The organism is Paenibacillus gyeongsangnamensis (assembly GCF_027533625.1).
Lineage (GTDB): Bacteria > Bacillota > Bacilli > Paenibacillales > NBRC-103111 > Paenibacillus_G > Paenibacillus_G gyeongsangnamensis.
This window is the reverse complement of record NZ_JAQAGZ010000001.1, coordinates 21,949-48,360: the sequence shown is the minus strand read 5'-3', so window position 1 is coordinate 48,360 and position 26,412 is coordinate 21,949. Positions and strand designations below refer to the sequence as shown.

The 26,412-nt window shown below is 44.0% G+C and carries 26 protein-coding genes and 2 pseudogenes; 6 read left to right on the top strand and 22 right to left on the bottom strand.

Annotation, left to right across the window (positions count from 1 at the left end; translation table 11 throughout):
- Nucleotides 1-26: 26 nt before the first annotated feature.
- Entirely contained in the window at nucleotides 27-1,322 is a 1,296-nt protein-coding gene (locus O9H85_RS00230) for a hypothetical protein (RefSeq protein WP_269879266.1), read from the bottom strand.
- Nucleotides 1,319-2,329, bottom strand: a complete 1,011-nt coding sequence (locus O9H85_RS00225; protein ID WP_269879265.1) for a hypothetical protein — start codon at nucleotides 2,327-2,329, stop codon at nucleotides 1,319-1,321. Before O9H85_RS00225 ends, O9H85_RS00230 begins: the two co-directional genes overlap by 4 nt.
- 328 nt (nucleotides 2,330-2,657) lie before the next feature.
- Here O9H85_RS00225 and O9H85_RS37615 point away from each other — a divergent pair, with 328 nt between their 5' ends.
- The 4 genes from O9H85_RS37615 to O9H85_RS00210 are packed head-to-tail and all read left to right on the top strand — an operon-like array spanning nucleotide 2,658 to nucleotide 4,892.
- Nucleotides 2,658-2,909, top strand: coding sequence for a tyrosine-type recombinase/integrase (locus tag O9H85_RS37615; RefSeq protein WP_409348074.1), 252 nt, complete (start codon nucleotides 2,658-2,660; stop codon nucleotides 2,907-2,909).
- Nucleotides 2,906-3,382, top strand: coding sequence for a hypothetical protein (locus O9H85_RS00220; RefSeq protein WP_269879264.1), 477 nt, complete (start codon nucleotides 2,906-2,908; stop codon nucleotides 3,380-3,382). Before O9H85_RS37615 ends, O9H85_RS00220 begins: the two co-directional genes overlap by 4 nt.
- Nucleotides 3,379-3,867 (top strand): tyrosine-type recombinase/integrase, encoded by a 489-nt coding sequence (locus O9H85_RS00215; protein WP_269879263.1) that lies wholly within the window; start codon nucleotides 3,379-3,381, stop codon nucleotides 3,865-3,867. The genes O9H85_RS00220 and O9H85_RS00215 overlap by 4 nt, the downstream gene beginning before the upstream one ends.
- The gene (locus tag O9H85_RS00210; protein ID WP_269879262.1) at nucleotides 3,864-4,892 is read left to right on the top strand and encodes a tyrosine-type recombinase/integrase; all 1,029 of its coding nucleotides are present in this window, start codon (nucleotides 3,864-3,866) and stop codon (nucleotides 4,890-4,892) included. The genes O9H85_RS00215 and O9H85_RS00210 overlap by 4 nt, the downstream gene beginning before the upstream one ends.
- 69 nt (nucleotides 4,893-4,961) lie before the next feature.
- Here the strand turns inward: O9H85_RS00210 and istA are convergent, their stop codons facing one another.
- Complete coding sequence (istA, locus tag O9H85_RS00205) at nucleotides 4,962-5,627, bottom strand: IS21 family transposase (protein ID WP_269879261.1); 666 nt, start codon at nucleotides 5,625-5,627, stop codon at nucleotides 4,962-4,964.
- A 209-nt stretch (nucleotides 5,628-5,836) separates the two neighbouring features.
- Here istA and O9H85_RS00200 point away from each other — a divergent pair.
- Nucleotides 5,837-7,086, top strand: a protein-coding gene (locus tag O9H85_RS00200) for an IS3 family transposase (RefSeq protein ID WP_269879260.1) whose coding sequence is annotated in 2 segments (ribosomal slippage) — nucleotides 5,837-6,146 and nucleotides 6,146-7,086 — 1,251 coding nt in all. Because the reading frame shifts where the segments join, the coding sequence is not laid out codon by codon here.
- A gap of 567 nt (nucleotides 7,087-7,653) precedes the next feature.
- Here the strand turns inward: O9H85_RS00200 and O9H85_RS00195 are convergent.
- The 18 genes and pseudogenes from O9H85_RS00195 to O9H85_RS00115 form a co-directional block, all read right to left on the bottom strand.
- Nucleotides 7,654-8,124, bottom strand: a pseudogene (locus tag O9H85_RS00195) (IS3 family transposase); the annotation flags it as partial.
- 381 nt (nucleotides 8,125-8,505) lie between these two features.
- Nucleotides 8,506-9,768, bottom strand: a complete 1,263-nt coding sequence (ltrA, locus tag O9H85_RS00190) for a group II intron reverse transcriptase/maturase (RefSeq protein ID WP_269879259.1) — start codon at nucleotides 9,766-9,768, stop codon at nucleotides 8,506-8,508.
- 651 nt (nucleotides 9,769-10,419) lie between these two features.
- Nucleotides 10,420-10,776 (bottom strand): annotated as a pseudogene (locus tag O9H85_RS00185) (IS3 family transposase); the annotation flags it as partial.
- A 47-nt stretch (nucleotides 10,777-10,823) separates the two neighbouring features.
- Nucleotides 10,824-11,108: a transposase gene (locus tag O9H85_RS00180; protein ID WP_269879257.1), complete on the bottom strand. Its 285-nt coding sequence runs from the start codon at nucleotides 11,106-11,108 to the stop codon at nucleotides 10,824-10,826.
- A 32-nt stretch (nucleotides 11,109-11,140) separates the two neighbouring features.
- On the bottom strand, nucleotides 11,141-11,485 hold the full coding sequence (locus O9H85_RS37610) for an SRPBCC family protein (RefSeq protein ID WP_409348073.1): 345 nt from the start codon (nucleotides 11,483-11,485) through the stop codon (nucleotides 11,141-11,143).
- A 456-nt stretch (nucleotides 11,486-11,941) separates the two neighbouring features.
- Entirely contained in the window at nucleotides 11,942-12,994 is a 1,053-nt protein-coding gene (locus tag O9H85_RS00175; RefSeq protein ID WP_269879256.1) for a dienelactone hydrolase family protein, read from the bottom strand.
- A gap of 252 nt (nucleotides 12,995-13,246) precedes the next feature.
- Nucleotides 13,247-14,041: a hypothetical protein gene (locus tag O9H85_RS00170; protein ID WP_269879254.1), complete on the bottom strand. Its 795-nt coding sequence runs from the start codon at nucleotides 14,039-14,041 to the stop codon at nucleotides 13,247-13,249.
- Between the two features lie 214 nt (nucleotides 14,042-14,255).
- On the bottom strand, nucleotides 14,256-15,125 hold the full coding sequence (locus tag O9H85_RS00165; RefSeq protein WP_269879253.1) for an amidohydrolase family protein: 870 nt from the start codon (nucleotides 15,123-15,125) through the stop codon (nucleotides 14,256-14,258).
- A 172-nt stretch (nucleotides 15,126-15,297) separates the two neighbouring features.
- Nucleotides 15,298-17,013 (bottom strand): hypothetical protein, encoded by a 1,716-nt coding sequence (locus O9H85_RS00160; RefSeq protein ID WP_269879252.1) that lies wholly within the window; start codon nucleotides 17,011-17,013, stop codon nucleotides 15,298-15,300.
- A 94-nt stretch (nucleotides 17,014-17,107) separates the two neighbouring features.
- Nucleotides 17,108-18,718: an extracellular solute-binding protein gene (locus tag O9H85_RS00155; protein WP_269879251.1), complete on the bottom strand. Its 1,611-nt coding sequence runs from the start codon at nucleotides 18,716-18,718 to the stop codon at nucleotides 17,108-17,110.
- Between the two features lie 53 nt (nucleotides 18,719-18,771).
- Entirely contained in the window at nucleotides 18,772-19,647 is an 876-nt protein-coding gene (locus tag O9H85_RS00150) for a carbohydrate ABC transporter permease (RefSeq protein WP_269879250.1), read from the bottom strand.
- Nucleotides 19,648-19,681: 34 nt separating this feature from the next.
- Complete coding sequence (locus O9H85_RS00145; protein ID WP_409348072.1) at nucleotides 19,682-20,644, bottom strand: ABC transporter permease; 963 nt, start codon at nucleotides 20,642-20,644, stop codon at nucleotides 19,682-19,684.
- Between the two features lie 392 nt (nucleotides 20,645-21,036).
- The gene (locus tag O9H85_RS00140; protein ID WP_269879249.1) at nucleotides 21,037-21,942 is read right to left on the bottom strand and encodes a Gfo/Idh/MocA family protein; all 906 of its coding nucleotides are present in this window, start codon (nucleotides 21,940-21,942) and stop codon (nucleotides 21,037-21,039) included.
- Nucleotides 21,943-21,959: 17 nt separating this feature from the next.
- Entirely contained in the window at nucleotides 21,960-23,195 is a 1,236-nt protein-coding gene (locus tag O9H85_RS00135; RefSeq protein WP_269879248.1) for a DegT/DnrJ/EryC1/StrS family aminotransferase, read from the bottom strand.
- A 124-nt stretch (nucleotides 23,196-23,319) separates the two neighbouring features.
- Nucleotides 23,320-23,850 carry an alpha/beta hydrolase family protein gene (locus O9H85_RS00130; RefSeq protein WP_269879247.1) on the bottom strand — a complete coding sequence of 177 codons (531 nt, stop codon included), beginning with the start codon at nucleotides 23,848-23,850 and terminating at the stop codon, nucleotides 23,320-23,322.
- Entirely contained in the window at nucleotides 23,841-24,227 is a 387-nt protein-coding gene (locus O9H85_RS00125) for a hypothetical protein (protein ID WP_269879246.1), read from the bottom strand. The genes O9H85_RS00130 and O9H85_RS00125 overlap by 10 nt, the downstream gene beginning before the upstream one ends.
- 39 nt (nucleotides 24,228-24,266) lie before the next feature.
- Entirely contained in the window at nucleotides 24,267-25,343 is a 1,077-nt protein-coding gene (locus O9H85_RS00120) for a Gfo/Idh/MocA family protein (RefSeq protein ID WP_269879245.1), read from the bottom strand.
- An 88-nt stretch (nucleotides 25,344-25,431) separates the two neighbouring features.
- Nucleotides 25,432-25,779: a sugar phosphate isomerase/epimerase family protein gene (locus tag O9H85_RS00115; protein ID WP_269879244.1), complete on the bottom strand. Its 348-nt coding sequence runs from the start codon at nucleotides 25,777-25,779 to the stop codon at nucleotides 25,432-25,434.
- On the opposite strand from O9H85_RS00115, the gene O9H85_RS00110 reads away from it, so the two are divergent.
- Nucleotides 25,768-26,082: a hypothetical protein gene (locus O9H85_RS00110; RefSeq protein WP_269879243.1), complete on the top strand. Its 315-nt coding sequence runs from the start codon at nucleotides 25,768-25,770 to the stop codon at nucleotides 26,080-26,082. The two genes, O9H85_RS00115 and O9H85_RS00110, sit on opposite strands and share 12 nt — an antisense overlap.
- On the opposite strand, the gene O9H85_RS00105 is transcribed toward O9H85_RS00110, so the two are convergent.
- Nucleotides 26,075-26,293: a hypothetical protein gene (locus tag O9H85_RS00105; protein ID WP_269879242.1), complete on the bottom strand. Its 219-nt coding sequence runs from the start codon at nucleotides 26,291-26,293 to the stop codon at nucleotides 26,075-26,077. The genes O9H85_RS00110 and O9H85_RS00105 overlap by 8 nt on opposite strands.
- Nucleotides 26,294-26,412 lie beyond the last annotated feature (119 nt).

Here is a 26,412-nt window from a genome sequence, read left to right as displayed (position 1 = left end):
ACAGGTTTCTTTGCCATTTTTATAATTTACTGTAAATATTCATTTACTATCTTTTCGACTAGTGGTCGCTTACCAGAAACAGAAAGTTCAATTAACCTTCGTACATTTTGGTTGTCCAATGACAAATCATTCAATTTAAACTCACTAATTAACTCAAACCAATTTTTATAGGGTTTATCTCTCAACAGTTTAATTAAAATATTACTCTCGTTCAAAAGCACTTCATCTAGGTAATATTTCCATCTAACATCCGATACTCTACTTAGCATTCTATTCAGATAAGGCTGAGCACTATCTGATATCCCATACGAGTTGCCAAGTTTACACATCAAAATTGCTGTCATACATGTCCCGAATGCAGGAGAAGGTATTGTACCTAGTTCTTCTAATTTTCTAGCTGCACTTGGCTCATTATAAAAATTATTGAAGTTAAGATGAGCTCTTTGCAAATCATGTGCGATCTCAATGAATGTCTGAGACCTTAAAGTTTCAGGGACATAATCAAAACCTTTTACTTTGGTTAATACATTTTTAAAATATGAAGCTTCTTTAATATCCCCGTTACTTATTGCTTCTGCATACGTGTTCCCTATCGACCATTTATCTTCACCAGAGATTTTGTCCCACAACCTTGGAATAAAACGATCAAAATTATGCAATACATTGTCACGTTCGCCGCCCCTTGAATTCTTAATTAGACTAAGAAGGGTGCGAATCACTGTACGTTTATAAAAATATGGTGAATCATCCAGCAAGATAAACAAACTATCATCATCAGCTAAAGATTCCTTATATAATCTATCTCTAAAGTTATTGAATTCAATGTCTGTTTCGTTATTTTGACCCAGAACATACTGAACACAAGTTGACAGACAGCTTAATGCAATTAATTTAGGCATATCACTGTCAACATCTGGATCAGTAAAATGGTTTATTAGATCAATTTGCTGGAGCATAAGGAGTTTAGCCGTTCTGTCGATTATCCCCAAGTCAGCAGAAAGATTAATAATATCTGTCTCAGTTAATGAATCTTCAGGGTTATCAGCACTGGTATTCGGTCTTCCGAGCATCTCTAACACAAAATCAATACCTAACTTTAATACTGAGGATTTTAATTTATTAATTGTTCTTTTCCAAGTATATTCTGTAGCCATATCATATAATCTTGCATCAAAAGCTTGGACTATCTTACTTTTTTCTTTGTCTCTTAACCCGATAGCATAAGGTATAATCTCATTTGCTTTATCTGCATCAATTAATGAAATAGTATTTATTGTGTTAGCTTGCCAAAGCACCATACTGCCATCTTGAGAAAAACTCATAGATCATTCCTCCAATAAGAAGCATTGCCATCCTGAGACTGCAGGTAGACCCCTACTATGTTTTTATTCTTAGACTGTACAATCGTATGTGCAGCCCTCGTTCTAGCCCCGCCAGTTATTTCAATACCCTGTTGTGATTCAACAAAAATATTATACCCTCTTATTCGTCCAGCCTCGTCAATTATGGTAATGCCATCTACGTTCATCATTTCAAGCATAAGACCAGATATGGCATAATATTTTTCTAATTCACTAGAATCAGCTTTTTCCATTAACGCTTTTTCAGCATATTCTGTTAAATCAATTATTTCGGAAAATCTTATTCCATCTTTAAATAATGCAATATCGTTTAAATTGACATCCTTTTTGATAACTGTACAAATTGTGCCATGTACTTTTTGTAAAGTTAACTGAAGCAGCTTTGAGTAAAGAATTTTTATCTCACTCAATTTTTGGGATGTTACCCCTCTTGTTATATCTTCCAGCAGCATATCAACAGCATTTGTTTGCTCACCTATACCTTCACTAGAAATAAATCTCGTATCAATTACCTGATCTACAGTTTTAAGACCTTTTAGGAAGATTTCAGTTTTGCCTTTGACAGAAAAATATAACAATCCGCCATCTTCACTATCTGCTAAAGAAAAAATTAGATCTGTAAATGAATTAGTCTTTAAACCAAAAGATCTTATTACTCCGTAACTTATATGACTATCTTCTATTATATTTATATATGCAGTCCAGCCATTATTACAAAAAGGAATAATGGCTTTTAATTGCTTCATCATATCTTTTCCAGTAATATCACATCCATCACTAATACGGACTGTTTCAAGGAATAGACTAGGAATTTTAGAAATCATTGAATCTAAGTTTCTAGCAACTAAGATCATTGGCCTGATCTTAACTTCCTCTTCTTCATATATACAAATTTTGGAAAGCAGACTCAATAAACTCCGTTTTAGGACATCACAAAAAGGAATGTTCTCGTTTTCCAGACATTCCATAATTTTATCTCCTGCGTTCATATAAATTAATCTTGTCATAATGTCATAATTTCCCCCACATACGTAGATGCGAGTATCATACCACATCATAAGAAGTTTGGAAACTTATAACAACTGAATATGTTATCGTCAGGTATGTATAACGAATATAGAAACTAACTATCCCACATAGCGTAAAATAACTTGTCTGTCGTAAATAAATCCTAGTTTCAACACTCATTCTTATGAGTCCGAATATTAGTTCACGCCAAAATCACTGGACCCCTATGTATTTCTGCGTAGTCAGGCACCGTATACCCAAATTTCACAAAATGCTGGTTTGTACCAGGTGATCAGCAGCTGCATGAAAGAAGCTGGGATCAGACAAGGCAAAGGAGAACGACGAGGCCCCCATTGTTTAAGGCATTCTGTCGCAGCCCGGCTTTTGGCCGCCGAGACGCCGCAGCCGATTATATCCAGTATTCTTGGCCACGCTAACAAGGATACAACCAAAATATATCTTTCAACCGATTTGGAGCATCTTCGTGCATGCGCCTTGGGGATGAATGGGATCGAAGTTGCAAAGGAAGAATGGAAATGAGCGGCATGTTCTCCAGCAACTTTAAGAGACAACTGGAAGATTTCATTCAGCAAAAGCGCGCAGTTGGATTTCCATATGAAGAATGTCAAAAACGGCTGAAGGCATTTGATCGATTTTGTATGGAACATTATCCGCAAGAAAGGCAACTTACCCGTGAACTGGTCATGCACTGGGCGGAACAACGACCAGATGAGCATGTGAACACGCTTATTCGCAGGATTACTCCAATTCGCCAATTTGCAAAGTATCTGAACAGCGTCGGAGTAGAGGCGTATGTGGTTCCTTCAGGCATACCGGCAAAAGGAATCAGGTACATTCCACACATTTACACGAAGCAAGAATTGAAGGCATTTTTCTTCGCATTAGATCAATGCGAATACAACCAAAACAGTCCAGCACGACATTTGGTTGTACCTGTCATATTTCGGGTACTGTACTGTTGTGGCTTACGTTCCTCAGAGTTACCAAGTTGAAAGTCGAGCATGTTGACCTGACGACAGGTAAACTTACCATCCGTCAGTCCAAAGGGCATAAGGACAGAACGGTTATGTTGTCCGAGGATATTCTACAGCTCTGTAGGGTCTATCATGAAAAAGTCAGTTACATCTTTCCCGATCGAACCTATTTTTTTCCGAATCATCGCGGGCATCGCTACAGAAAGGATTTTTCAGGTTATACCTTCCATGATTTTTGGAACAAGACTGGCATAGTCAGTGTCAGTGGAAACCCTCCGCGTGTGCATGATTTCCGTCACACGTTTGCCGTAAATCGGCTGAATCAGTGGGTTATGGAAAAGAAGGACTTGAATGCATATTTACCGTACCTCTCAATGTATCTCGGCCATGAGCATTTAATGGAGACCGACTACTACCTGCATCTGGTTCCGGAATTCTTCCCTGTTCTGACTTCTGAAGCCGAGGAACGATTCTCGTATTTGATTCCGGAGGTTACAGGATGAAGGTTGATGATCGTTTTTTTAAATATGTGCGCAATTTTCTCCTGGTTTATCTGCCAAAGAACCGATGCTGCATTGAAAACACGGTGAAAGCCTACCGGGATACAATTCATCTGCTGAGAACTTTTATGAAGGAACAAAAAGGACTCTCGTTTTCCAAAATCACCTTTGATAGGCTCAATCATGTACTCATCGGAGAGTTTTTGGATTGGCTTCAAACCAAACGTAAATGCAGCGCATCCACAAGGAATCACAGGCTGGCAGCATTAAAATCCTTCTTCAAGTATGCGGCACAGGAAGATGCTTCGCTCATGCTAGCCTACATGGAACTCAGCAAAGTACCATTGAAAAAAGCGCCCAGCGCGGCCATTACCTATATGTCCGAAAAAGCATTGTCAACCTTGTTTCAACAGCCTGATGAGAATACTCGCCGCGGTATCCGTGACCGATTCTTCATGATTTTTCTATATGATACCGGTGCCCGCATTCAAGAGGTATTGGATCTCCGATTAAAGGATTTGCACCTGAATGATAGCGTGCCTTGCGTCTACCTTACGGGCAAAGGACAAAAAACACGTGCGGTTCCACTACTGAAAAAAACTATACAGCATCTCAACTTGTATATGAAGCACTTCCATCCGGAAACCATGCATAACAATGATCTGCTCTTTTACACGGTTATTAAAGGCAAGACCGGAAAAATGTCCTCGGACAATGTCGCAAGTTTCCTGAATCGTTACGGAGCATCTGCCAGACTCGTTTGTCCGGAAGTTCCCGAACGAGTACATCCTCATCTGTTTCGGCACACGCGTGCCATGCATTTATACCAGACGGGAATGCCACTTTCCTACATTAAAGATTTTCTGGGACACACTAGCGTAAACACGACTGATATCTACGCTTCAGTCGATACTTCGATGTTAAAAGCCGCTCTTGAGAAAACATATGTAAACAATGATGTTCCGAAGGATACTCCTGTTTGGCAAGATAATGAAGAATTGCTACTTCATCTGTGTGGACTGAAGTAGAACGAGCGGAATGATTATCCCGAATTATTTTACCAACGAGTGCTGCCTTTTACGATAAAAGGCAGCTTTTTAAATGGCCTTGCAAGAATACTTCGGGATAACTAAATCTTCGGTATAATCCTTTGGTTTGCGTGGCCTTGCAGGCAGGATAGCGCAACCATAGTGGGACGCGAGCTCGTAATACGTGCGAGTGATCCCAGGTTCATAACGGTCGGCTTGCTTTACGGCGGCTTTCAGATTATCCGGTACGAGAAGCTCAGGGACAGCGCCAAAGAACTGAAATGCTCGTACGTGGCCGTTGATGAAGGATTGGAGATCTTGTCCCCACTGGGCCTCTACATAGGTGTAGTTGCTGGCTCCAAGAGTGGCAACGAACAACTGAGCTTCTTTAATTTCACCGGTTTCAACATCGATTACGGGGATTGTGGGACCTGCGTAGTCGATGAATAGCTTTTCGCCGGCCTTGTGTTCTTGCCGAAGTGTGAGCTGTTGCGTCTTCCTCCACTGGTTAAACCGCTCGCAAAACTGACTGTACTGATAGCCCTCCGGGTTTTGGTTCTTGTACTCGAGCCAGAGAAGCTGCAGGGTGACCCCTTTTCTCTTGGACTCCTGATACAAGTGATTCCAGTCGGGTTCTGTACGCTTCTTCGGTCTTCCCGTTGCTTTTGGAAACAGCACCTTTGCTAAAAGTGGATGCCATCTTGAGAGGGGAAACTGGAAAGAAAAACTGTCCAAACATTTCCGGATTGAGTGTCCAATACTTTTCGGAATGACTGTCTACATATTACCGGAATAGGTGTCCAAATCTTTTCGGAATGAGTGTCCAAACATTACCGGAATACGCAATCATTTGGTTTAAAGGGAACTCTAAAGCCCCGAATTTACCTTTGAGTCCTTTCACCTTATCCACTACAATGTAAATAACACTAGTGGAGGGATGAACGATGCAGCGAAAGAGTTACAGCATGGAATTCAAACAACAGCTCATCCAAGAAGCACTTGAAGCCGGAAATGCCAGTCAAGTCGCAAGACGTCATGGAATTGACGGCAAGATGTTATCCCGATGGATTCGTCAATCCAAACAAACAGATTGGAAAAAGACCGCTCCGGAAGCCAAAAAAATAACGGCTTATACGCCATCACCCAAGGAATTTCAAGAGTTGGAACATGAGAACGACAAGTTGAAAAAGCTTCTTGGTGAGAAGGATCTGGAGATAGCGATCCTGCGTGACCTTGTAAAAAAGGCGAACCCCGCCTATCGGACAAAATAGAGATTGCCGACACATGGATTGCGCGGGGATATGCAGCTGCCGTAGTGCTGCGAATCGTCGGCGTCAGCGAGCAGACCTATTACTATCGAAAAAAGCACCTCAAGTCACAACGCGTGTATAACGGCGGACGCCCGATCCCCGGGTTTTCCTTGGATCAGAAGCAGCAACCGGTTAGCGATGAGCAGATCAAGGAATGGCTGATGGAGCTCATTACGGGAGACGAGTCGATTTACGGCTACCGCAAGTTAACCTTATGCCTGAAACGGCAATATGGACTCGTTATCAACAAGAAAAAAGTATACCGACTATGCCAGGAACTCGATATCCTGCAGCCCCAGCGTCGGAAGCGAATCCATTACCCGAGAAAACTGGCGAACAACAGGGAAATCCGTGCCTCGAATCAGCTTTGGGAAATGGACGTAAAGTACGGCTATATTGCAGTAGAGCAGCGTTTCTTTTTCTTACTCAGCATCATAGATGTATATGATCGTTCCATCATCGATTACCATATGGGTCTCTCTTGCGAAGGCAAGCATGCCGCGCAGATTCTGCAGCGGGCGCTGTGGAAACGACAGCTCTTTGAAAAAGAACAACGGCCGGTGATTCGCACAGATAACGGCCCACAATTCATCAGCCATGCCTTTGAAGAAGCGTGCCTGAACCTGAAAGTGGAGCACGAGCGGATTCCACCGAAAACACCAAATAAAAATGCACACATTGAAGCGTTTCACGCCATCTTGGAGCAAGACTGTCTATCCAGACATGAGTTCGACAGTTACCAGGATGCTTACCGTATTGTTTCCGACTATCTGCTGTTTTACAACCAGCGGCGGATTCATGGCAGCTTGTATGATCTATCTCCATCGGAATTTCTTCAAGCTATACGTCTGCAAGCCGTCAAGCCATTTGTAATCAAGGTATAGTGGATGGGTAAAGCCCTTTACAGGGAGGGGTGGGCATGATAGGCTGCAAGCCTCGCGATGCTTCATGACCCGCATCGCCCTATCGCGAGAAATCATGCCCGCAGAGGCTCCGTGTCAAGGGCGGCACTGACGTAAATCAATGAAAAACTATGCATTGGCGAGGATAAGGGTATGAGACTCTAAATTTACGGGTTTAAACCGGGAAAAGTGGCTTAAATTGAGAAAAAATATTTCACAAAATGATTTGTTTGGAATTGATATTTCTTTTTATTTTTGACTGTGTTATATCTAATTGTTGATTTTCGATCAAAGAAAAAACCGCCCAATGAAAAGGCGGTTAATTAAATCGTTTATGTTACTTTAATTCACGAAATATTGTTATTGCTGTTCCATAAACGGCTGTCCCACCCCTGTTTCTACATATCCCTTTAAACTAACTTTGATAAAATGGGTCCAACCTTTATTGCATATTTCGTAACACTCAAGAACTGGGGTTAAGCCTTGATGTCTAAATACGAGATAGGTACCTCTGGACTTCTGTCAAGATAGTAGACACAGATTTATATATTAAGCCGCCTGAATCAGGTACGTACGTTCGTAATCAGATGGCGTATTGTAATCAATAGAAGAATGGATGCGCTGATTATTATAGAACACCTCGATGTACTCAAAGATGCTCTTCTTCGCTTCTTCTCGCGTCTCATACTTATTAAGGTAAATCAGTTCCTTCTTCAGGACACTGTGAAACGACTCAATACAGGCGTTATCGTAGCAGTTCCCTTTACGGCTCATGCTGCCAATCATCTCGTAAATTTGGAGCTGCTTTTGATAATCTAAGGAGGCGTATTGGCTACCGCGGTCCGAGTGATGTATCAACCCCTGTTCTGGATGCTGTCGTCCGTATGCCTGCTTTAAAGCCTGTAGAACAAGCTCTTTCGTCATCCGCTCACTCATGTGCCAGCCCACGATTTTACGTGAGTATAGGTCCATTACGCTCGCCAAATAGAGCCAGCCTTCATTCGTCGAAAGTGAAGTAAGAGTCAGGGCGTAGTCGAGCTATTTCCCTGCCTCTCCTTCCCGAACCGGACTTGCACCTCTCAGCGCATCCGGCTCTCCATTTAAGCGTTGCTCAAAGCAAAGGCGACATCTTCATAGCGTGATTCCAATGTACGGCTTTTCTCTACTCGCAGGATGTACGGATTTTCGGCCGGATTTCTCCACGTGAACCATGCTTTTCGGCTGGTTATAAGCCTTCTTAGCGCCAGTTCTCCATAAAAGCCGCGACTGTTCTGGCCCTGCAGAACCCAAATCTTGGCTTTGCCCTTCTCGGGTGATCGGACATGATCTCGCATCAGCGATCTGAAGCCACGTTTGTACTTTCGAGCCAGCCAGTATCCGAGCTTCCAGAAAATTGTACGATCAATCTTGGTGGTATTCGAATATCAGCCCGGTTCTGAATATAGTCGCCGTATGGTCGGTATATTGGTAGAAGTTTGCCCAACCCGCAATTTGTCGGTTTAGGCTTTCGACCAGATCCATTACATTCACGCCGTAGTTTCCTGACAGTTGCTTGACTAATTTCTCGGAAAAGCGGCGGTACTTCTCCCACGGAATCGTCGTCACAGGCCGCATACGACCACGTGACCCCCGTTTGCGAATAATGCGATGGCCGAGGAATACAAAGCCGTCATTAACATGCGTAATATGCGTCTTTTCCATATTTAGCGTGAGTTTCAGTTGGTCTTCAAGAAACTCCCGACATGCTTCACGCACTTCTTCCGCATGCGCTTTGGTTCCTTTAACTACCACAACGAAGTCATCCGCGTAACGACAGTAAGATATCGCAGGTTTCCATTGCCGAGATTCTCGTATGGCAATCGGACGTTCTTTAAGAATGCCGAAGTTCCATGCCCAACGGTCTTTCCGTACTTTCTTGTTCAAATATTTCGCTTCCATCCATTGATCGAATTCGTGTAACATAATATTGGACAGCAGTGGGGAGATGACCCCGCCTTGCGGAACACCTTCACTTGCAGCACGGAATAGGCCGCGATCAATGCAGCCTGCCTTAATCATCTTCCAGAGCAGGGCAAGAAATCGTTGGTCGGCAATGCGTTTACGGATAGCCTTCATAAGCAGACGATGGTGTACGGTATCGAAGTAACTCGCCAAATCTCCTTCGATTACCCAACGGCCGGCGGTCGCCGCATGTTGTTCATTACCGTCTTGTAGTTGCATTTTGACGGTTCGTATCGCATGGTGGACGCTACGCGCCGGTCTGAATCCATAGGAAACTGGATGAAAATCGCTCTCCCATATGGGTTCCATTGCCATCAACATGGCCCTTTGCACAATTCGGTCTCGTAGGCAAGGAATACCTAACGGTCTAAGCTTGCCATTCGCTTTGGGGATATACACGCGGCGGGCGGGTAGCGGACTGTACGAGCCAGTCAGCAATTCGTGGCGAATGATCTCCAGTTCAAGATCGAGTCGTTCTTCCATTTTGCGTTTATCGATACCATCCACGCCTGGTGTTCGGGATCCGCTGGAAGCCAGCGTGATTCTAGCCGCTTCGCTAAGCCAAGACCTGCCAGCAACAAGTCTTAAGAGTCTGTCAAACTTGCGTTCTTTATTTTCTATTGACCATGTCGCCAGTTTGCTTTGCATTTCGCTGATTATCAAAGGTCTTCACCTCACTAGGGTCAGTTAATGAGCCAAGCAAACCACTTAAACTGCCTCCCTTCGCCATGTAACCGGCTTTCCCGGTCTCAGACTACTACGGAGGCTCCGTCAGCTTGCACATCATCGGGGGCACACTCCCTTAACATCTGTGCAAACCTTCCCCAGTTCACATGTTGGACTCCGCACATGGGCGAGGTTGCCTATCGCAGTCTTTATCCTTGCTTTCTGCAAGTCGCCGCGGACATCAAGATCTAGCTGTGCACTCTCCTTGAATCCTTGCTGGTCAACGTACATATTTGACTAGCATTCGTGATCGCCGTCAATACGACTAACGGAGGTCAGTCCGCGACCTGCCTGTTAAGCGGTGTAGGCAGGGGTGACATTTCAACCCTCAGATGCGGTTTAATAGGTTCGTGTTCCTCAACCGTCCCATGCTCAGCCTAGAAACTCATCTTGGCGTAACCGCTTCGCCTCAAGCCCCGTTTCCTGCGGACTACGTCACCTTACCAGTGTCGGTAAGTCACCGCCGCTTCGGCTCACTTCTTCTCACAGCAGAAGAAGGGCATGCCTGTAAAAAAAAATTCGGCATGCATTCCAATCATGCTCAAGTAACTGCGTTCCGTTGCAGGAACTCAGTTAGCTGGGCGTACCGTAGGTAATGTCCGTTACCCACTTTTCGTTTGGCTTACTTGCAGTAAACTCCCGATTCAGCACGTTCTCTTGAACCGGTAGGGAGTGTTTGGAGTTGGTTGTTGCTTTGTATTTCTTTACCGTTCTCGATCGGATCCCATTCTCTTTCATAATACGAGTGACGGTTCGCTCGGAGATCGATACGCCATTCTTATTCAATTGTTGGGTCACTTTGGGACTTCCGTAGAGCTGTCTGGATTTGTCATACACTTCTTTGACCTGCTCCGTCCATTCCTTGTGCTGACGTTTGCGTTCACTCTCAGGGCGCCCTAACCACTTGTAATAGCCGCTACGAGAAACTTCCAAGATATTGCACATCTTCTCCAGTCGATACTCGGAGCGGTGTTCATGGATGAACGTATATCTTACCGACGGTCTTTCGCGAAGAAGTGCATCGCCTTTTTTAAAATCTCGTTCTCCTCCTGGAGATCACGAATCTGCTTTTGTAATTCTTTAAGTCGATGATCTTCGGATTTAAAAGCTTGTACTGCAGCGATCTCCGGCTCTCTGCCATACTTTTTTATCCAGCCATACAAGGTATTGGCGTTAATCTTTAATTCACGACCGATCTCGGCTACTGACTTCCCACTCTCCTTGATATATTGCACCGTCTGCTTCTTGTACGTCTCATCGTGTTCGACCTTTTTCATAGACACAGGCTCCCTCACTCAAGTTATTGAATCTAGTATAATCTGTGTCTACTATTCAGTCTAACTGCACCTCCGATATCGTTCTTTGATAACGTAAATATCACATTAGTGCCCTTCCACTCATCTTTAATAGTCAACTCATCAGCATGATGATATTGACCGATACAATACCAATGCACTAGATTGTTTGGCTCCAGAGCTTCAATCCTCATCTGATTGAACGTCTCGCCAAATCTAGACGTGGACACTTGCCCCACTTGCGTACTCACATCACAGTCACTTGTCCACCATCCACGTAAGCCCTCAGTGGTGGTCAAAGCCTCGTACACCTTGCTCAAAGGCGCAGTGAAATCCACATAGCATTCATAGCTATTCATTGTTTTCCTCCAGGCAAGAAGTGACTAACATATTTTTTCTTATTTGACACAGTGTTCTTATATTCCTTGCTGTCTAAGTATCTGAACCATTTCTTATTATAAAATGAATGAACTTAACCATCAAATATCAACATTATGAAATAACATAGCCTTATTTTTAAACAAAAGAAAAACCGCCTATTATAAGGCGGTTAGTTGAACTATCGTAAATGTACTATTGCTCAGTCTACTTTTAGGGACCAAAAAAATTGAAGGTTCACGTATCCAACATGTCCCAGTCATCACCCGATCAGGAGCAGGTCGCCGCGGCTCCTGATCCTGTCATAATTATTTCGCTTAAATTGGGATATCTCTAGGCATGTGTGGCTTGCAGCTTGTGCGATTCTCAATTCATGGTCGCTTTCAAGGATCGATCGTTGACCGTTTTGTAGACGCTAACAATTTTGTCCTGTCTCCTCAATCATGATTGTCGTTCAGTTGGCGATCCAACCATTGATAAGCCATCTTTCTAATCGGAGCAGGAAAACTGTGCTCGCCTTCACCGATAAGGGAAGAAAATTTCTGCGGTACTTCTAAACCATCATAAACTCGTTTAATTGTAAGCATAGATTTACCGATAGCTTCCCAATGAGGAAAAAATTTATCATTTTGAGTAGACCAATTAAAATAGGCTCTTGGAGCAATGGCTGCCGCCACTTCATTAAATTCAAATGGCGCCTCGCCTTTACTAAGAAATTCATTCAATTTCGGAATATAGGTGAACCATTCTCTACGAAGTCCCCACCGTTCTGGAGTGGGGTCTCCGGCAAACGATCCAAAACCACAGCTACTTACAACCGCTTTGATTCGATTGTCAAAGGCGGCCAAGAAAAAAGCGTTAGTTCCCCCAAGAGAATGACCGATCACGCCAATGCGATTCATATCGACAAAATCGAATAAGGACAGAGTGTCCAATCCCTGTTGGTGATCGTAAATCATCTTTCCGATCATGGACCATTCTGGATACCGATCTTCAAATGGGGCGGTTTGGTAAGGTTTTTTTCCGCCAAATATCCTTTCACCTGCGGAGAGCACATCCGGAGCAAGCACGGCATAGCCTCGCCGAGCTAATTCCAGTCCATACATTAAATCCGAATTACCGGAAATTCCGACGACTTCATCTTTACCCTGGGTTACGGTTTGATGAAGAGCCAGAACAGACGGGATCGTGGCAGAGCCCTGCACCGCATCTTGAGCATACAGCAAGTATGCTGGAACTTTATCACCATCATTTGACGCGTAGCAAATTTTCTTCTGGACAATTCTTCCTTCGATCAAATCTTCCCCCAAGACTTCGAAACTCGCAGGAACCGATGGAGGAAAATTCCCTAAGGTTAAACATAATTTAGTCAAGATCTCGCGGCGGATGACTGTCCACCTTTCTATTTCAAGAAATACAGAAGCCTCATGCTCCAGAATAATCTCAGGTAGCAGAACCGCTTCATTGAATTTACTGAATTTGTACCCCATTGATATTCCCCTTTACCTTAATCAATTCCAATTTAGCACAACCACTCAATGAAGTATATGCACTGAACATACTATTGATTTTCATTTTTGAGCCCTTGTAGATAACCCACTTACAGATGAAGTGACGAGCCGTGGGTTCCGTTTTTACCGTCGTGTTGCAGAAGGTTAGATAGTACCTTACAAGTGAAGTCTTGCTTAAATTTGAGGTCCCGTCTTGCTGCATAGTGATTGGCTTCTTTTCACATGCGATTCTTACTGCAAATAATTGGGAGTGTAGGAGTTAAGTACTTCTTCCTCATCGGGGTGTTCGAGCTGCCATAGTTTCAATTCATCTTCATGGCGGCATAACTTGCCTCGATAGCTTAAGCCTCCGTGTGAGATATTGATACTGCAAGCTATTTTATCGGATGCCTCTACCCAATGGGGTGTCAAAAAGGTATTCCACAAGACAGTTCCCGGTGTCATTACATATGTTAGTTCATCTTCTTCTGTAATGCCTTCAGGTCTTTGTACACCTTTACAATGAATGCGCGTTTCGAGCGGTGCCCAGCGATCAGGATCTTTGAGACCTGTGAAAAGTTTGGTTCCATAAATTTGCCAAGCCAGAACATGCGAATAATCCATGTGGTAATTTGTGGCGCACTGTGGACCACTGATAAATAAAATGGGATAACATCTTGTCCAAGTGAAACCCGCCGATTTGAGTGCCCTTTTCCATGGTTCCATCACGTCTTCTTCAAATCCATCTAAAAGTTTTCCGGGATTGTAAAACTTCTGCAACTTGAAATGTGCCATAGCAAATGGGGAATGGAGGGCCTCCTCAATGGATAAACGACGAACTGATTCTGCGACATCCCTTAAATCAAGCGACTTTCCTTTGGTTCCAATAGTAATTCTCGTTTCTGGATCATAACGCAGTTCGTCAACAATATGCTCAATGGACGGCATGGAATAAGAGAACGGTATACATTCGCCATCCATCAGAAAGTTAATCACTCCTTCCCAAGATTCCTGAAACTGTTGCCAAGTACTAATTGTTTTTTTCATTTTGTACTCCTCTCGCTGCTTTCAAATGCAGTTGCGAATCTTCCATCTCCTGCATTCCCCAGCTTTCAAAAATAGTCAATTTAAACTATTCACGGTCTGCATATGCTTTATACTCAGAAACATTCAACAGAAATCGATTGATTTTTTTTGACAAAGTAACCCAATATTTGTTGTATATCATGCCCATCCATTTCACTCATGGTTGATGTGAAGTTCATCCTTTTTCCAGCGGTACCAGCTTAAGGGCATTACCTGAATAAATTTTATACAACACATCTTCCGGCAGCCCTAAACTGTTTAAAAGTTCTTGATGTATATTATCAAAATAATCTCTGCCATATAGGATACGATCCTGAAACTCAAGAAAAAATGATTTGGCGAATTCAAGGTCGCGATTAAACGCATTGCAGCCGGAACCAGCAGAAATATCGCAATAAAGGTTAGGCAAACTTCTTAACATCTTAATTACTTTCCCACCGGGCTCCACTTTTCCTTTTGGATAAGCGACCTTGTCATACTGATTGTCCCCGGAAATATGCGCCCAGAAGCCAGGAGCGTGGCCGAGAAAAATTGTTTCCGGGCATGCTTGGACAGCCCGTTCAAAGGAATCAATCCCGCCGCCGTACCACCAGTTCGGGCGCGGGTATTCTTTACCCGTACTGAATTCGTAATCGATATGTACAACGACAGGAAGTCCTTTTTCTCCGCAGAAACGGAACAGGCGGATAGCATCGGGATTGTCGTACATCATGCGCAATTTAATTTCTCCATATACGCGTACCCCGTAAAGATCGATAGCTGAACTAAGGCGATCAATCGCTTCCGGACGGCGGGGATCAGGCGCATACCCAAGGATAAATTTATCCGGGCGGCGCTGAACATAAGAGATACAGCGTTCAAACGAAATAGGCCCGTTGGGACCGTAATCCGGCACTTTTTTAATATAATTTGGATCGTACTCGTCATGCGGCGCCTCCCAGCTTAACAACCAAGTTTTATCGATATTGTATTGATCCATATTTTCAATAAATCTTTCCAAGTTGTAGCCGTACCAATCCGGGTGATTATGGGCATCGATAATCAAAGCGTCCATCTCCATTTCAGAATTATTTCTCAAATGATAACTACAGTTCAAGCTCAGTCATACCTTCAACCTCAATCGGAATAGGCTCCTCACACTTTTAACTTCATAGAAACGGGCATGTACCTCCTTCAAAGCACGGAGAAAGTCATCCGTGCAGATGATCTATTAATGCCTAAATCAATTCTAACCTCGTGCTCCACCGCAATTCCGCACCAACATTGCAAAAACCTTCGATTTTAAGATGAGCCTTCGTGGAAACTCCGCTTACTGAGAGCAGAGAGCGATGCAATGAAGTTCCGATTTGCTTGGAAGCGCTGCAGCTTAATGCAAATTTGCGTTCTCCATAATGTATATGAAGCATCTGCGCACTCTTTTCTATCACTTGAGAGCCTTCCTTACCGTCATGCAATAGTATCGGCAAGACCTGCTCGCATGAAAGGAAATCCCGCTTCGGTTTTATTGTGTAGTTCCACTCAATCCCATTACACAAAAGCGCGATCAACTTCTTGCAGTAAAGAAATTCGTTTTCGGTTTCCATCTCAATCCCATCACGGGTTGTAATAACCTGCACATTCTCCGTCATGTCAGGAAAGTGCTTGTGGCCTTCATTGTCCGTCAATAAATATCCTTCCCACACGCCCTCAGACAGGAAACGCTGATCCTTTTGCCGATATCCTTCAAATTTCGCTTCCGCCAAAGGCAACCTGCAATCCGCCAAACGAACGTGGAATGCTTGCATCGCGGGAACGTATTTGCGGTTATGCATGCGCAGCGTGCACCCAAAAAAATCAAACCCTCTGCGTATAAAAGCGTACCCGCTCTGCACATCAATGAATTGGCTATTTTGCGGCAGATCCGCGGATACCTTGCTTGAATCCATCGTTATGTCTCTCTCCAAAATTCGTACTGCCACAGCAATTCCCGTTAACCCCAAGTTATTGTACATGTTCACATGGGAGTATCCCTCGTACCCGGTTCGCAGCTCATGCGGTAAATGATTTGGTGTTACGCCGTAGGTTCCGTCCTTATGTTGATAAGGCAGCCAATTTTCAAACGCCCTGTTTAGAAACCCCTCCATCTGCATTCCCGAGTAACTGTAAAGAGCAACAAATGTTCCCCAAGTAAACATTTGATAGCTACTTCTCTCCACCATGGCAAAGAAACCGTCAAAGGATACAGCATGCTTCAACCATTCCAATCCCTTGGCAATAATCGCCTCTGCCCGGGTTTTCTGCGAAATAAGAGTCGGTTTCCAATTTTCGATTACGGCGATGGCGCCCGTCAAAATAAACAGCGTAAAGGCATGGTAAGCAATCGGCATACCGTCTTGTTTTGTTTTTTGTGGGTCTATTTCATCGTTAATAAACCCGTATTCGTTTTGTCCGTGTTCGACAAAATCCAATAATTCATTCAAATAAGTCTCATCCACCGGACGGCAACCCAGCGCATCCACGAACAATTCGATGCCCCACTGCAACGCGGCGCAGTTCGTATTGATCTGTTTGCAGTCATCCTCATACCGCGCATAAAAATCTTTGTATCGCTCAGCAAAAGCCAATCGTTCCAGTGCAGGCAATATTAATAACGCCATCATGCTGTAATGAAAAATAAACACGCGGCAGAAAGGGCTCACTTCTTTATCCTTCAGCAAAGTGACGGATCTCGCGATCATGATGCGAAGCGAATCAAGATCCTCCGCAGCTTTGTGATTGCGATAAACACTTGCATAAATAACCGCTGCATTAGCCGGAGCATAATTCTCACTGTATTCTGTTTCGAACGGTTCCTTCATTTTTTGCTCTTTGCCCACTGTCCACGATTTTAACACTGGCATAAATTCACGAAGTACCCGGCACATATTTTCATGTACTGACTTACGATCTTGCATACTCATGCCCCCTTCTCTTCATTTCCCATTTTACACCTTGTGGAAAAATCCACGCCGCAGCATAAGCCACGGCGAGGTTGCATTTTTTCAACGATTATTTGCCTTTCGCTTTAATACCGTCGTTCACTTCTTTAATCCATTGAGCACCACCACGATCTTTCCATTCTTGAACCATTTTTTCCCAGTCGGAGATTGGACGCTGACCTGAAATCATCTTCGTTTCCTCACCGTTAATAAATTTGGCCAAGTCGGTTCCTTTAGTTGCGTTCGTTTCCGAGTAAACGCCTAAAGAAGGGTCGTCATACGGTTGCTTGTTATACTGTATTTCCATGTCTTCTATCGACTTGATAAGAGCTTGCATTTCAGGCGAATTGTAGGTTTTGTCGTATTCGTTAGCTGCGTTGCTTGGCGCCCATGGTTTCCAAAATTCGTTTCTCTGCATCATGTATTGGATTGGTGTAATTCCTTCGGATTTCGGTAGTAGCACAGGTATACCGTTCTTCATCTCGTAACCTTTACCTACACCGCCAAACTCCCAATCGAACTGTTGGTTCTGTGGATTGCGCTGAGCATAGGGAATGAATGTGCGGCCGTCATCCATAATCTGCAATATTTTCTTCACTTTGCCCGGGTCGTCCTTCAACTTGCTGGAAAGCGTAGCCAAACCAAAATATCCAGGGCCTTTCTGTCCGCCCTGTCTGCCGTCCGGTGATGTAAAGAAAGGGATGGGGGAAAGCTTCGCTTTTGGATCAACTTTCAGCAATCCGAGATAATAGTCCTCGACCATGCCGCTAGGGGTACCGATAAATATACCGGCTTTGCCGGAATAAAATTCTTTATTGACTTGCGCCCAATTCAGGACCGCGAAGTCCTTCGTCACCCCACCCTGAGCGTAAGCGTCGTGAAGTGTTTGAATGATCTCTTTGCGTCCGGGACCAATGATGCCCGGTATATAATTGCCGTCTTGACTTTTATGATACCAGGCGTCGGACCACCAGGCGCCCATCATATAATTGGGAGAGATGTCTTGCCCGAGCGCAAAGCCATACGTATCATTCTTTCCGTTTTTGTCCGGATCGTTTTTCGTAAAGGCGATCGCCACATTTAACAGTTCTTGGTAATTGGTCGGCATTTTTAAGCCCAGGTTATCCAACCAGTCCTGGCGGATGAGGCCGCTGAAGGTGTAGGTCGGCGAATAAGTCGGAATGCTGTAAATATGACCGTTCACTTTAAATTGATTGTAGATCGAATCGGGGACCTCTTTGAACGTCGGGTATTGATTGATGTACTGATCAAGTGGCAGAAATGCGCCTTGTCCGGCCCATTTGTGATAATTTTGATCGGCATAATCAATTTCGACGACATCGGGCATATCCCCGGAAGCCATAACGACGCTCAGCTTATTCTTGAAATCGGCATTGGCAATAAATTGAGAATGAACGTTCACATTGTACTTTGCCTTAATAGCATCTATTGCCGGGCCTGTTGCCGGTGGAAATATCGTGTAGGCAAAGTTCATGAAGTTGACGTCGTATGTCTTTCCATCAGTCCCGCCGCTTTTACTGCTTGCCGTAGGAGCGTTCGAACTGCCTCCCGCGCTTCCTTCGTCCGTTCCCGTCGCTGCCGGTTTACTGGCGCTTGAACATGCGGCGGAAAGCAGCAGACTAACAACGACCAACAAACCTAATCCGGTTCTTGCTTTCATATAAGCACCTCCATATTTTTTTTACAACCCCTGTTACAGAAAAATTAAACAAATTAACCTTTGACCGAGCCTAACATCACCCCTTTAGCAAAATGTTTTTGCAGAAATGGATAGATGATGAGGATAGGAACCGTTGCCAATAAAATGGACACCATTTGAATCGTTTCTGCTGGAGGAGGATTCGTCAGCATTTGATTCGCTGTTGCCGAAATGGCAGTCATATCGTTGACCACGACAATTTGCCGAAGCAGCACCTGAATTGGCCATTTGGTAGGATCGTTCAAGTATAAAATCCCGGTGAAGTAGTTGTTCCAGAGCATAACGGCATAGAACAATCCGAAAGTGGCCATCGCCGGTTTGGATAGCGGCAATATGATACGCGAAAAGATTTTAAATTCATTGGCTCCATCCATATACGCCGACTCGTTCAGTTCCTCCGGAATACTTTTGAAAAATTGTCGGAATACGATTAAATTCCAAGGACTGATCAGAACAGGCATTATTAAAGCCCATATCGAATTAATAAGTCCGGTCGCTTTAACGATAAGGTAAGTCGGAATAATACCAGCGCCAAACAAAAAAGAAAACAAAACCATGAGCATGAAAATTTTTTGCCCGTAAAAGTTTTTCGAAAGCCCGTAAGCCATCGTTGAAGTGAATGCGAGATTACATAATGTGCCTATCACGGTAATATAAATCGTTATAAAAATCGAGTGAATGAATCGATCGTTTTGCAGAGTATATTTGTATGCGTCCAACACCCAATGCTTCGGCCATAAAACAAAATTACTCTGCAGATAATCGTCTATAGAAGAAAACGATACAGAAAATATATAAACGAAAGGAAAGAACATTGCAATCGCAATAAGTAAGAGCAAAATCGTGTTAATAACGTCTGTAATTCGCTCCCCAAGCGTTCGATGCAGCATATCGGTATTTTCACCTCATTTTTTTAAAATTTGCTTAATAGATCCCCTCTTCACCAAATCGCTTGGCTAACTGATTGGCCCCGAGAACAAGTATCAATCCGACAACCGACTTGAACAAACCGACGGCGGTGGCGAAGCTGAAATCGGACTGCTGTATCCCCTTGTAATAAACGTAAGTGTCAAGCACGTTTCCAACGTCGTTGACGTAAGGATTCAGCATCAGGAAAATTTGCTCAAAGCCGTTATCAAGTACATTTCCCAAGCGAAGAATTAATAAAATGACGAACGTGCTGCGAATGGCTGGCAGCGTAATATGCCATATTCTTCTCCAGCGGTTGGCCCCGTCCACTAATGCGGCTTCATATAATTCCGGATTCACCCCGGCTAAAGCGGCTAAAAATATAATCGTTCCCCAGCCCGACTCTTTCCAGATCAATTCCAGAACAACAATCGGTTTAAAGAGGGCTGGAATTTGTAAAAATTGAATGGGATTTGTACCGAACATATCGTGCAAAAAAATGTTGACTAATCCGTCGCTGCGCAAAAAGATTGTAATAATGCTGGCAACGATAACCCAAGACAAAAAATGCGGCAAATAAACGATTGATTGAATAAATTTTTTAAAAAAATCGTTTCTTACTTCGTTCAACATCAGAGCAAGAATTATCGGTACCGGAAAAGCGAACGCAATTTGCAGTAACGATAACGTCAGTGTGTTAATTATTACCTGGACGACATCCGCACTTGCAAATATTCGCTGAAAGTTGCTGAACCCCACCCATTGGCTGTGGATAAATCCCTGAAACGGACTATAGTTTTGAAATGCGATAACGGAGCCTAGCAGTGGGATGTAGCGATAAAGAATAAAAAAGATCGTTCCCGGCAAAACAAAAGCATACATGTAGCGGCTTTTCCAAAGTTTTTTGCTCACCGAATGCTTACCCGTTTTATTAATCTGTGGGACATTATTTATTGGGTTTGTTGATAGGGTTTCCATTTCATCCAGACCTCCTTCACAAAAATCATTTTACTGAGATCTCGTATAAAACAAAAGTATCTATTTATTTGGACTCTTTCTAAAAAAAAGATACATCTATGCAAAGTTTGATACGAGGGTTGAACAATAAACCCCTACCTTGCTGGGCATGTGTTCTTGCCTTTCAAAAAATTATCAGAGGTATTTTTTCTGGCATTGATGCTGTTTCACTTTCTTGCTTCTGCGCCTCTATACTTAACATCAACAGTCGGCCTTCGTCATCTCTACCGAGAACTTACCAGCGAATGTTGTTCACTCTTTTTTGTACAAACGTATTTGAGAAAAAGACTCAAGAGAAATAATCTCTTAAGTCTTTTAATACAATCTCATCAGTAGTATGTAAGACAGTCTTTCTATAGGACAACAGATTTGCCTGTAATTCTGCTCTCATTTGCCGCCTCAAGAAAGCGCACAATCTGCAATGTGTCGTCAATGCTAATATCATGTTTGCCTTCCTGGAACATCACCATTATTTTTTCCAGCAAACTAGCGTAATATGGCTTAGGATTGTCATAAACATCGACAAAATCACTTCCTTTTTCGCGATGTATCAAGGCTCCGAAAGTATTATTGCCTTTACGGTTCCCGCGCACCGTCCCGATGCGGCCGTCTTCCCACAAGCCGACAATGACATCATGATTTTCATTTGTTATGGTCTTCACCTGTTCGCAGTTGCCGCCAAGAATGGTAAATAACATCTCGACCGAGTGGATCCCGTACCAGAAAAAACCCGGCTGAGTAGGCACGATCGCCATAGGACCATATGTTTCGGCGCCAATGATTTCGCCTTTTTCCGATTGGCGAATAGCTTCGGACAAGCCTTCCGCATAACGAAGAGCGGATGCGCTCATCAATCGGATATTGTACTGTTCGGCCAGAGCGGCAATTTCCTTCGCCGCTTCCCCGTTTACTGCAAACGGTTTATCGACGAATACCGGCTTGCCGAACGGGGCGATCTTTCTAAATTGTTCTAAATGGACACGACCATCAACCGATTCCAATAGAATCGCATCGCAGGATTCAGCAACAGCTTCAGGAGACTCGACGATCTGAACGTGGAACTCATCGCGCAATTGATTTGTATACACCTCTACTCTTGAACTGCTTAATTCAAAGTCCTGCGAGCCTCCGGGAAACGCCACCTCCACCTTGCCACCGGGAACATGATATTCGTTGTTTACGTCATTGAGTAATTTGGTAAAAGCTATGCAATGGGAAGTATCCAAACCAATCATGCCAATTTTTAACGTTTTGTGCATTGTACCGTTCTCCTTTGTTATTGGGTATAATAACTCGTCACTTTTCTTACACCTTGAATGGTTTCATCAAGATCCTGTGCAGTAAAGAATTCATTTACCGGAATTCGGATTGCTGTCTTCAGAATGTGTTCTGCTTCCGGACACAACCCTTCTTCATAAGTTATGCCTGTTAAATCAAAAGGATATTGACTGTTCAAGTAGGCCTGGCGCTTTTGGAAGAGGGGCTGCATGTACACAACCTGAGGGATATATCCTGCGTTGCAGCTGATTCCTTCTTCCGACAGTGCCTTTGCAAACTCTTCTCGCGTACAGTTCAACTCGGATTCGTTCAACCGCAGCATATAGAACCAGTATGAGCACCATACGCCGTCGATGACTTGATGTGGTGAAATCCCCTTAAGCCCCTTTAATCCATTGGTAAGCCGCTCTCCGTATTGATGCCTTTTCTCACATATCGCAAGCAGTTTCTTTAGCTGGGCGATTCCAACGGCGCCCTGCAGCTCGGTCATCCGGTAGTTGGGAGCTAAATAATTTAAATCACGCACTACGGCCGTCCCGAAACGCTGATAGTTTTTGTCTGCAAAGGCGTGGGTAATGTGGAAATCCTCCTCTTTACCGGAGTTAACCGTCACAATGCCGCCGTCGCCTGTAGACATATGTTTGAAGTCGTTAGTACTGAAACAGCCATAGTCTCCTATGGTACCAGCCAATCTGCCTCTATAGCGTGCTAAATAACTTTGTGCGCAATCTTCGATCACCTTGAGATTATGTTTGTCGGCAATTTCCATGATCGCATCCATATCTGCTACGTTGCCGGCAAGGTGGACAACTAGGAGTGCTTTGGTGCGCGGTGTAATCCGTGATTCGATAGATTGTGGATCCATGTTATATGTATGAGGATCTAGATCGGCGAATACGGGAATCGCGTTTTGGTATAAAATGCCGATTAACGTCCCTTGGTCCGTAATCGGGCTAGTAATTACTTCATCGCCTTCAGTGATTCCCGCAGCTCCAAGGGCAACATGAATTGCCGCGGTGCCGGAAGATGTAGCGACACTATACTTAGCCCCGTATAATTGATTGAAATCGTGAAGAAATTGCTTTACTTTTTTGCCTGAATGATAAAAAAGGGTGTTTTGTTCCAATGCCTCCGTCAGTTCCTTCATCTCTTCCAAACCAAATCGTTTGCCCGTTCCGTAAGGCGTCGTTTTTACTTTTGGCCCTCCGAAAATAGCAAGTTTTTGATCATTCATAACAGCACCTCACCTTTTAAACTTCAACTTACTAATATACTCAACTTTCACTGCTTAATTTTTGAACAATCCATTGATGTAACTCGGTAAAGCATTTGCCATCATTGTTCCGGAAACGTCGACATTAAAGCCACTTTTGCAAAAAGGACAAAATTTCCTCGCGCATCTCCAGCGTTTCCTGATGCCCCACGTCGTATCTTAACAATTTCCAGGCGTCCGCCGCATCGTGCTCCCGATATGCCTTTTTGAGTTCCTCGTCTATTTTGATTAAACCTTTCACCGGAGTCAGTTGATCGCGATCGCCCGCCAAACTCAAATGGGGACGCGGAGCGATCAGTTCATTAATCTCAGACGTTGTAAAATGATTCAACAAGTCCGGCACGTAATAATAAATGCCGCGGCCAGTCAAACCTTTTTCTTCGATCAATGCTTGAAAATCGGTCAGGCAGCATATATCGACGGTAACTTTGATACGGGTGTCCAAGGCCGCCAGCCAACAAGCCATGGTGCTTCCCATTGACAAACCCAAAGTGACGATTCGAGTAGCATCCACATCTGGCCTTGACACGAGATAGTCAACCGCGCGAATACTGTCGTAAACCATTATCCCCCATATATAGTGACCTTTCCACAACATTTCCTTGATCAGCTCCATCTGGCCGATCTCGTTCTTCGTTCCTCAAAGCCCCAGCAATCCATGCACAGTACAGAGATTCCCCGCTGTGTGAGCACTTCCCCGTAAGGAGGCCGCATTAAAACCGATCTGCCTTCCAGTGATTCGCTTTTTCCCAGTTGGTATTCGCCCCCGCTGGCATGATTATAAATAATGACGGGGGCTTTTTCAGATGCCTTCTTGGAACGTAAAAAATAGGTGGGAACCGGCTCGATCCCATTCAAATCGAGCACCAGCTTTTCCAGAAAAAAGGAATCGCGTTCTTCTTCAAATACTTTCGTCACGGAAATATCTCTTGTGCGGGAAGGCAGCCTACCCAGACGACCGTACAGTTCTTCCCTTCTTGTTTGCTGATTCATTGTTACAACTCCTTTGACTTTAAAAACATGACCGGTGCACTAAAACGAATGGTTCTTTCCGAATTCGGGATTTTGATTAAAGCATTCTTCCATTACAGCAATCTGCTGCCGTACTTCCTGCGGTGTTATTTTTAACGGCTCTCCATTGGCCAAAGCGTTATAAAGCATTGTGTAAAATTGACCCGCCATCGTATTGAAAAGATCGGTGTTTTTCTCCAAATCCCAGCTTTCTTCATACCATTTCAGCTCTTCACCGCAATAGGCTGGAGTACCGTCCGCCTTAGTCAACGGTTCGGTGACCAGATGTTGGGCCGGCGCTTCCTCAGGATTATAATATTTCCAATGTAAATGGTCGCTTGATCCCTTAATGCCGCCAAGTGTACCTTGAACGTTATAAGTTTCTCCTGGATACACACAGCAGGATGAAATTTCCAGATCAATTGTCGGGCGACCCACACCGGAAAGAATTAATTTCACATAATCTTCCGCATCCCCGAAAGAATTCGCACGATCCATTAGACAGGTAACCTTTGGCATGATATCCGTTCCGAAAAGCTGCAGCGCCTGGTCAACGGGATGCGGCCCGGTGTTCATCAGATTACCGCCATTTTTCTCCTGAAGCGTTTGCCAATCCCATCTGCGGGCAAATCCGTTAAAAGAGATGCTCACCTGAACAACCCGGCCAATTTTGCCGGAGGCTATAATATTTCTAATTTGCTGAAATACGGGGGAATACCGGGATTGCTGGAAAATCGCCAATGTCTTCCCGGACTTTTTGGAGGCGTCAATCAATTTATCAACATCCGCCGTTCGTCTCGCGAGAGGTTTTTCGCAAAGAACGTTGAACCCGTTATCGAGACATTCCAGCGATATGGGGACATGTAGATGACTGGGTGTGGCATTGACAATCAAATCTAGATCATTTCTGCCAAACAATTCCTTATAGTCGCCGTATGTATCGCAGCCTAATTCCTTTTTCGCCCTTTGCCGGCGTTCTTCCAATGGATCGCTGATCGCTGCTATCGTGTAACGATCGGTCAGTTTATTTAATGAAAAAGCATGGATATCCCGACCGCTACGGCCCTGCCCAATAATGCCAACCTTGAGCTTCTTCATATTCCATCAACCATCCTTTAAATGGTATTTTATTTTTATTTCCGGTTCTATTTCCTTACTATTCTTTGCCCGTGATGAGTCATAAGGGTTATTCCAAGTTCTCTCTCTTCAACAAATTTCTCAAACCTTTTAAAGTCATTGCCGTTCCCTGCATGGGTGTGCCGCCTTCAGGAATATAGTGCGTTTCGATCGTATACAATCCATCATAGCCATCGCTCAACAAAGCCTTAAATTGATCGGCATATGGTACGCTTCCCGAATCTATCGGCACACATGTCGTTTTTCCGTCGGCTTGAGTTTTGGCGTCCTTCAAATGTACGTGCCCTAGGATATCTTTGACCTGGCGGTACCCTTGCGGGAAAGGATTGCTCCCGAACTGCTCGTTTCCAAGATCCCACAACGCCTTTAATGCCGGGGAGTTGACATGGTGGACCATCCGGCCGACCTCCTCGGCGTAACCGCCATTTCAGGAAGGTTCATTTTCAAGCAGCAATTGGATGTCTTCATTACAAGCTATATCTGCCGCCCTCCGCAGATGTCCGACAATTTCGGCCTCATGGGCTTGCGGTTCCTTTTCCCGCCAAAAGGAAAAAATCCGAATCCGTCTCGTATTCAGCATCTTGGCAATTTGCAGGATACGTGGCAATTTTTCAAAATGGGCCGCTACATCCTCTTCTTCTTGTCCGAATCGATCTCCACCGGTTACAGGGCGGGCTGGGTCCAATGCACATTTAAATAACGGTGAGGCAACTGCCGAGACAAACAGTCCGCGTTTCTCCACTTCGTCCCGAATTCTTCTGGATTTGATCGTCATTCAGTCCGATCACATTATTGCCGTCAACCATCCGTATTTCCACATGCTTTAATCCTTGCTCAGCCGTCCAATCCAACGCTTCGATTAAATCGGCGGAGACTTCATCCGTGATAACGCCAACTTTATCCAAAATCATTCGCTAAACTCCCTGCCTTTCAATTTTTTTCGTATCCATTCTGTTAATAACTATATCCATTTAGTAAATAAACCGAAAGTATCCATTTTTCACACAATCGTTACATTCAAAGATACAAA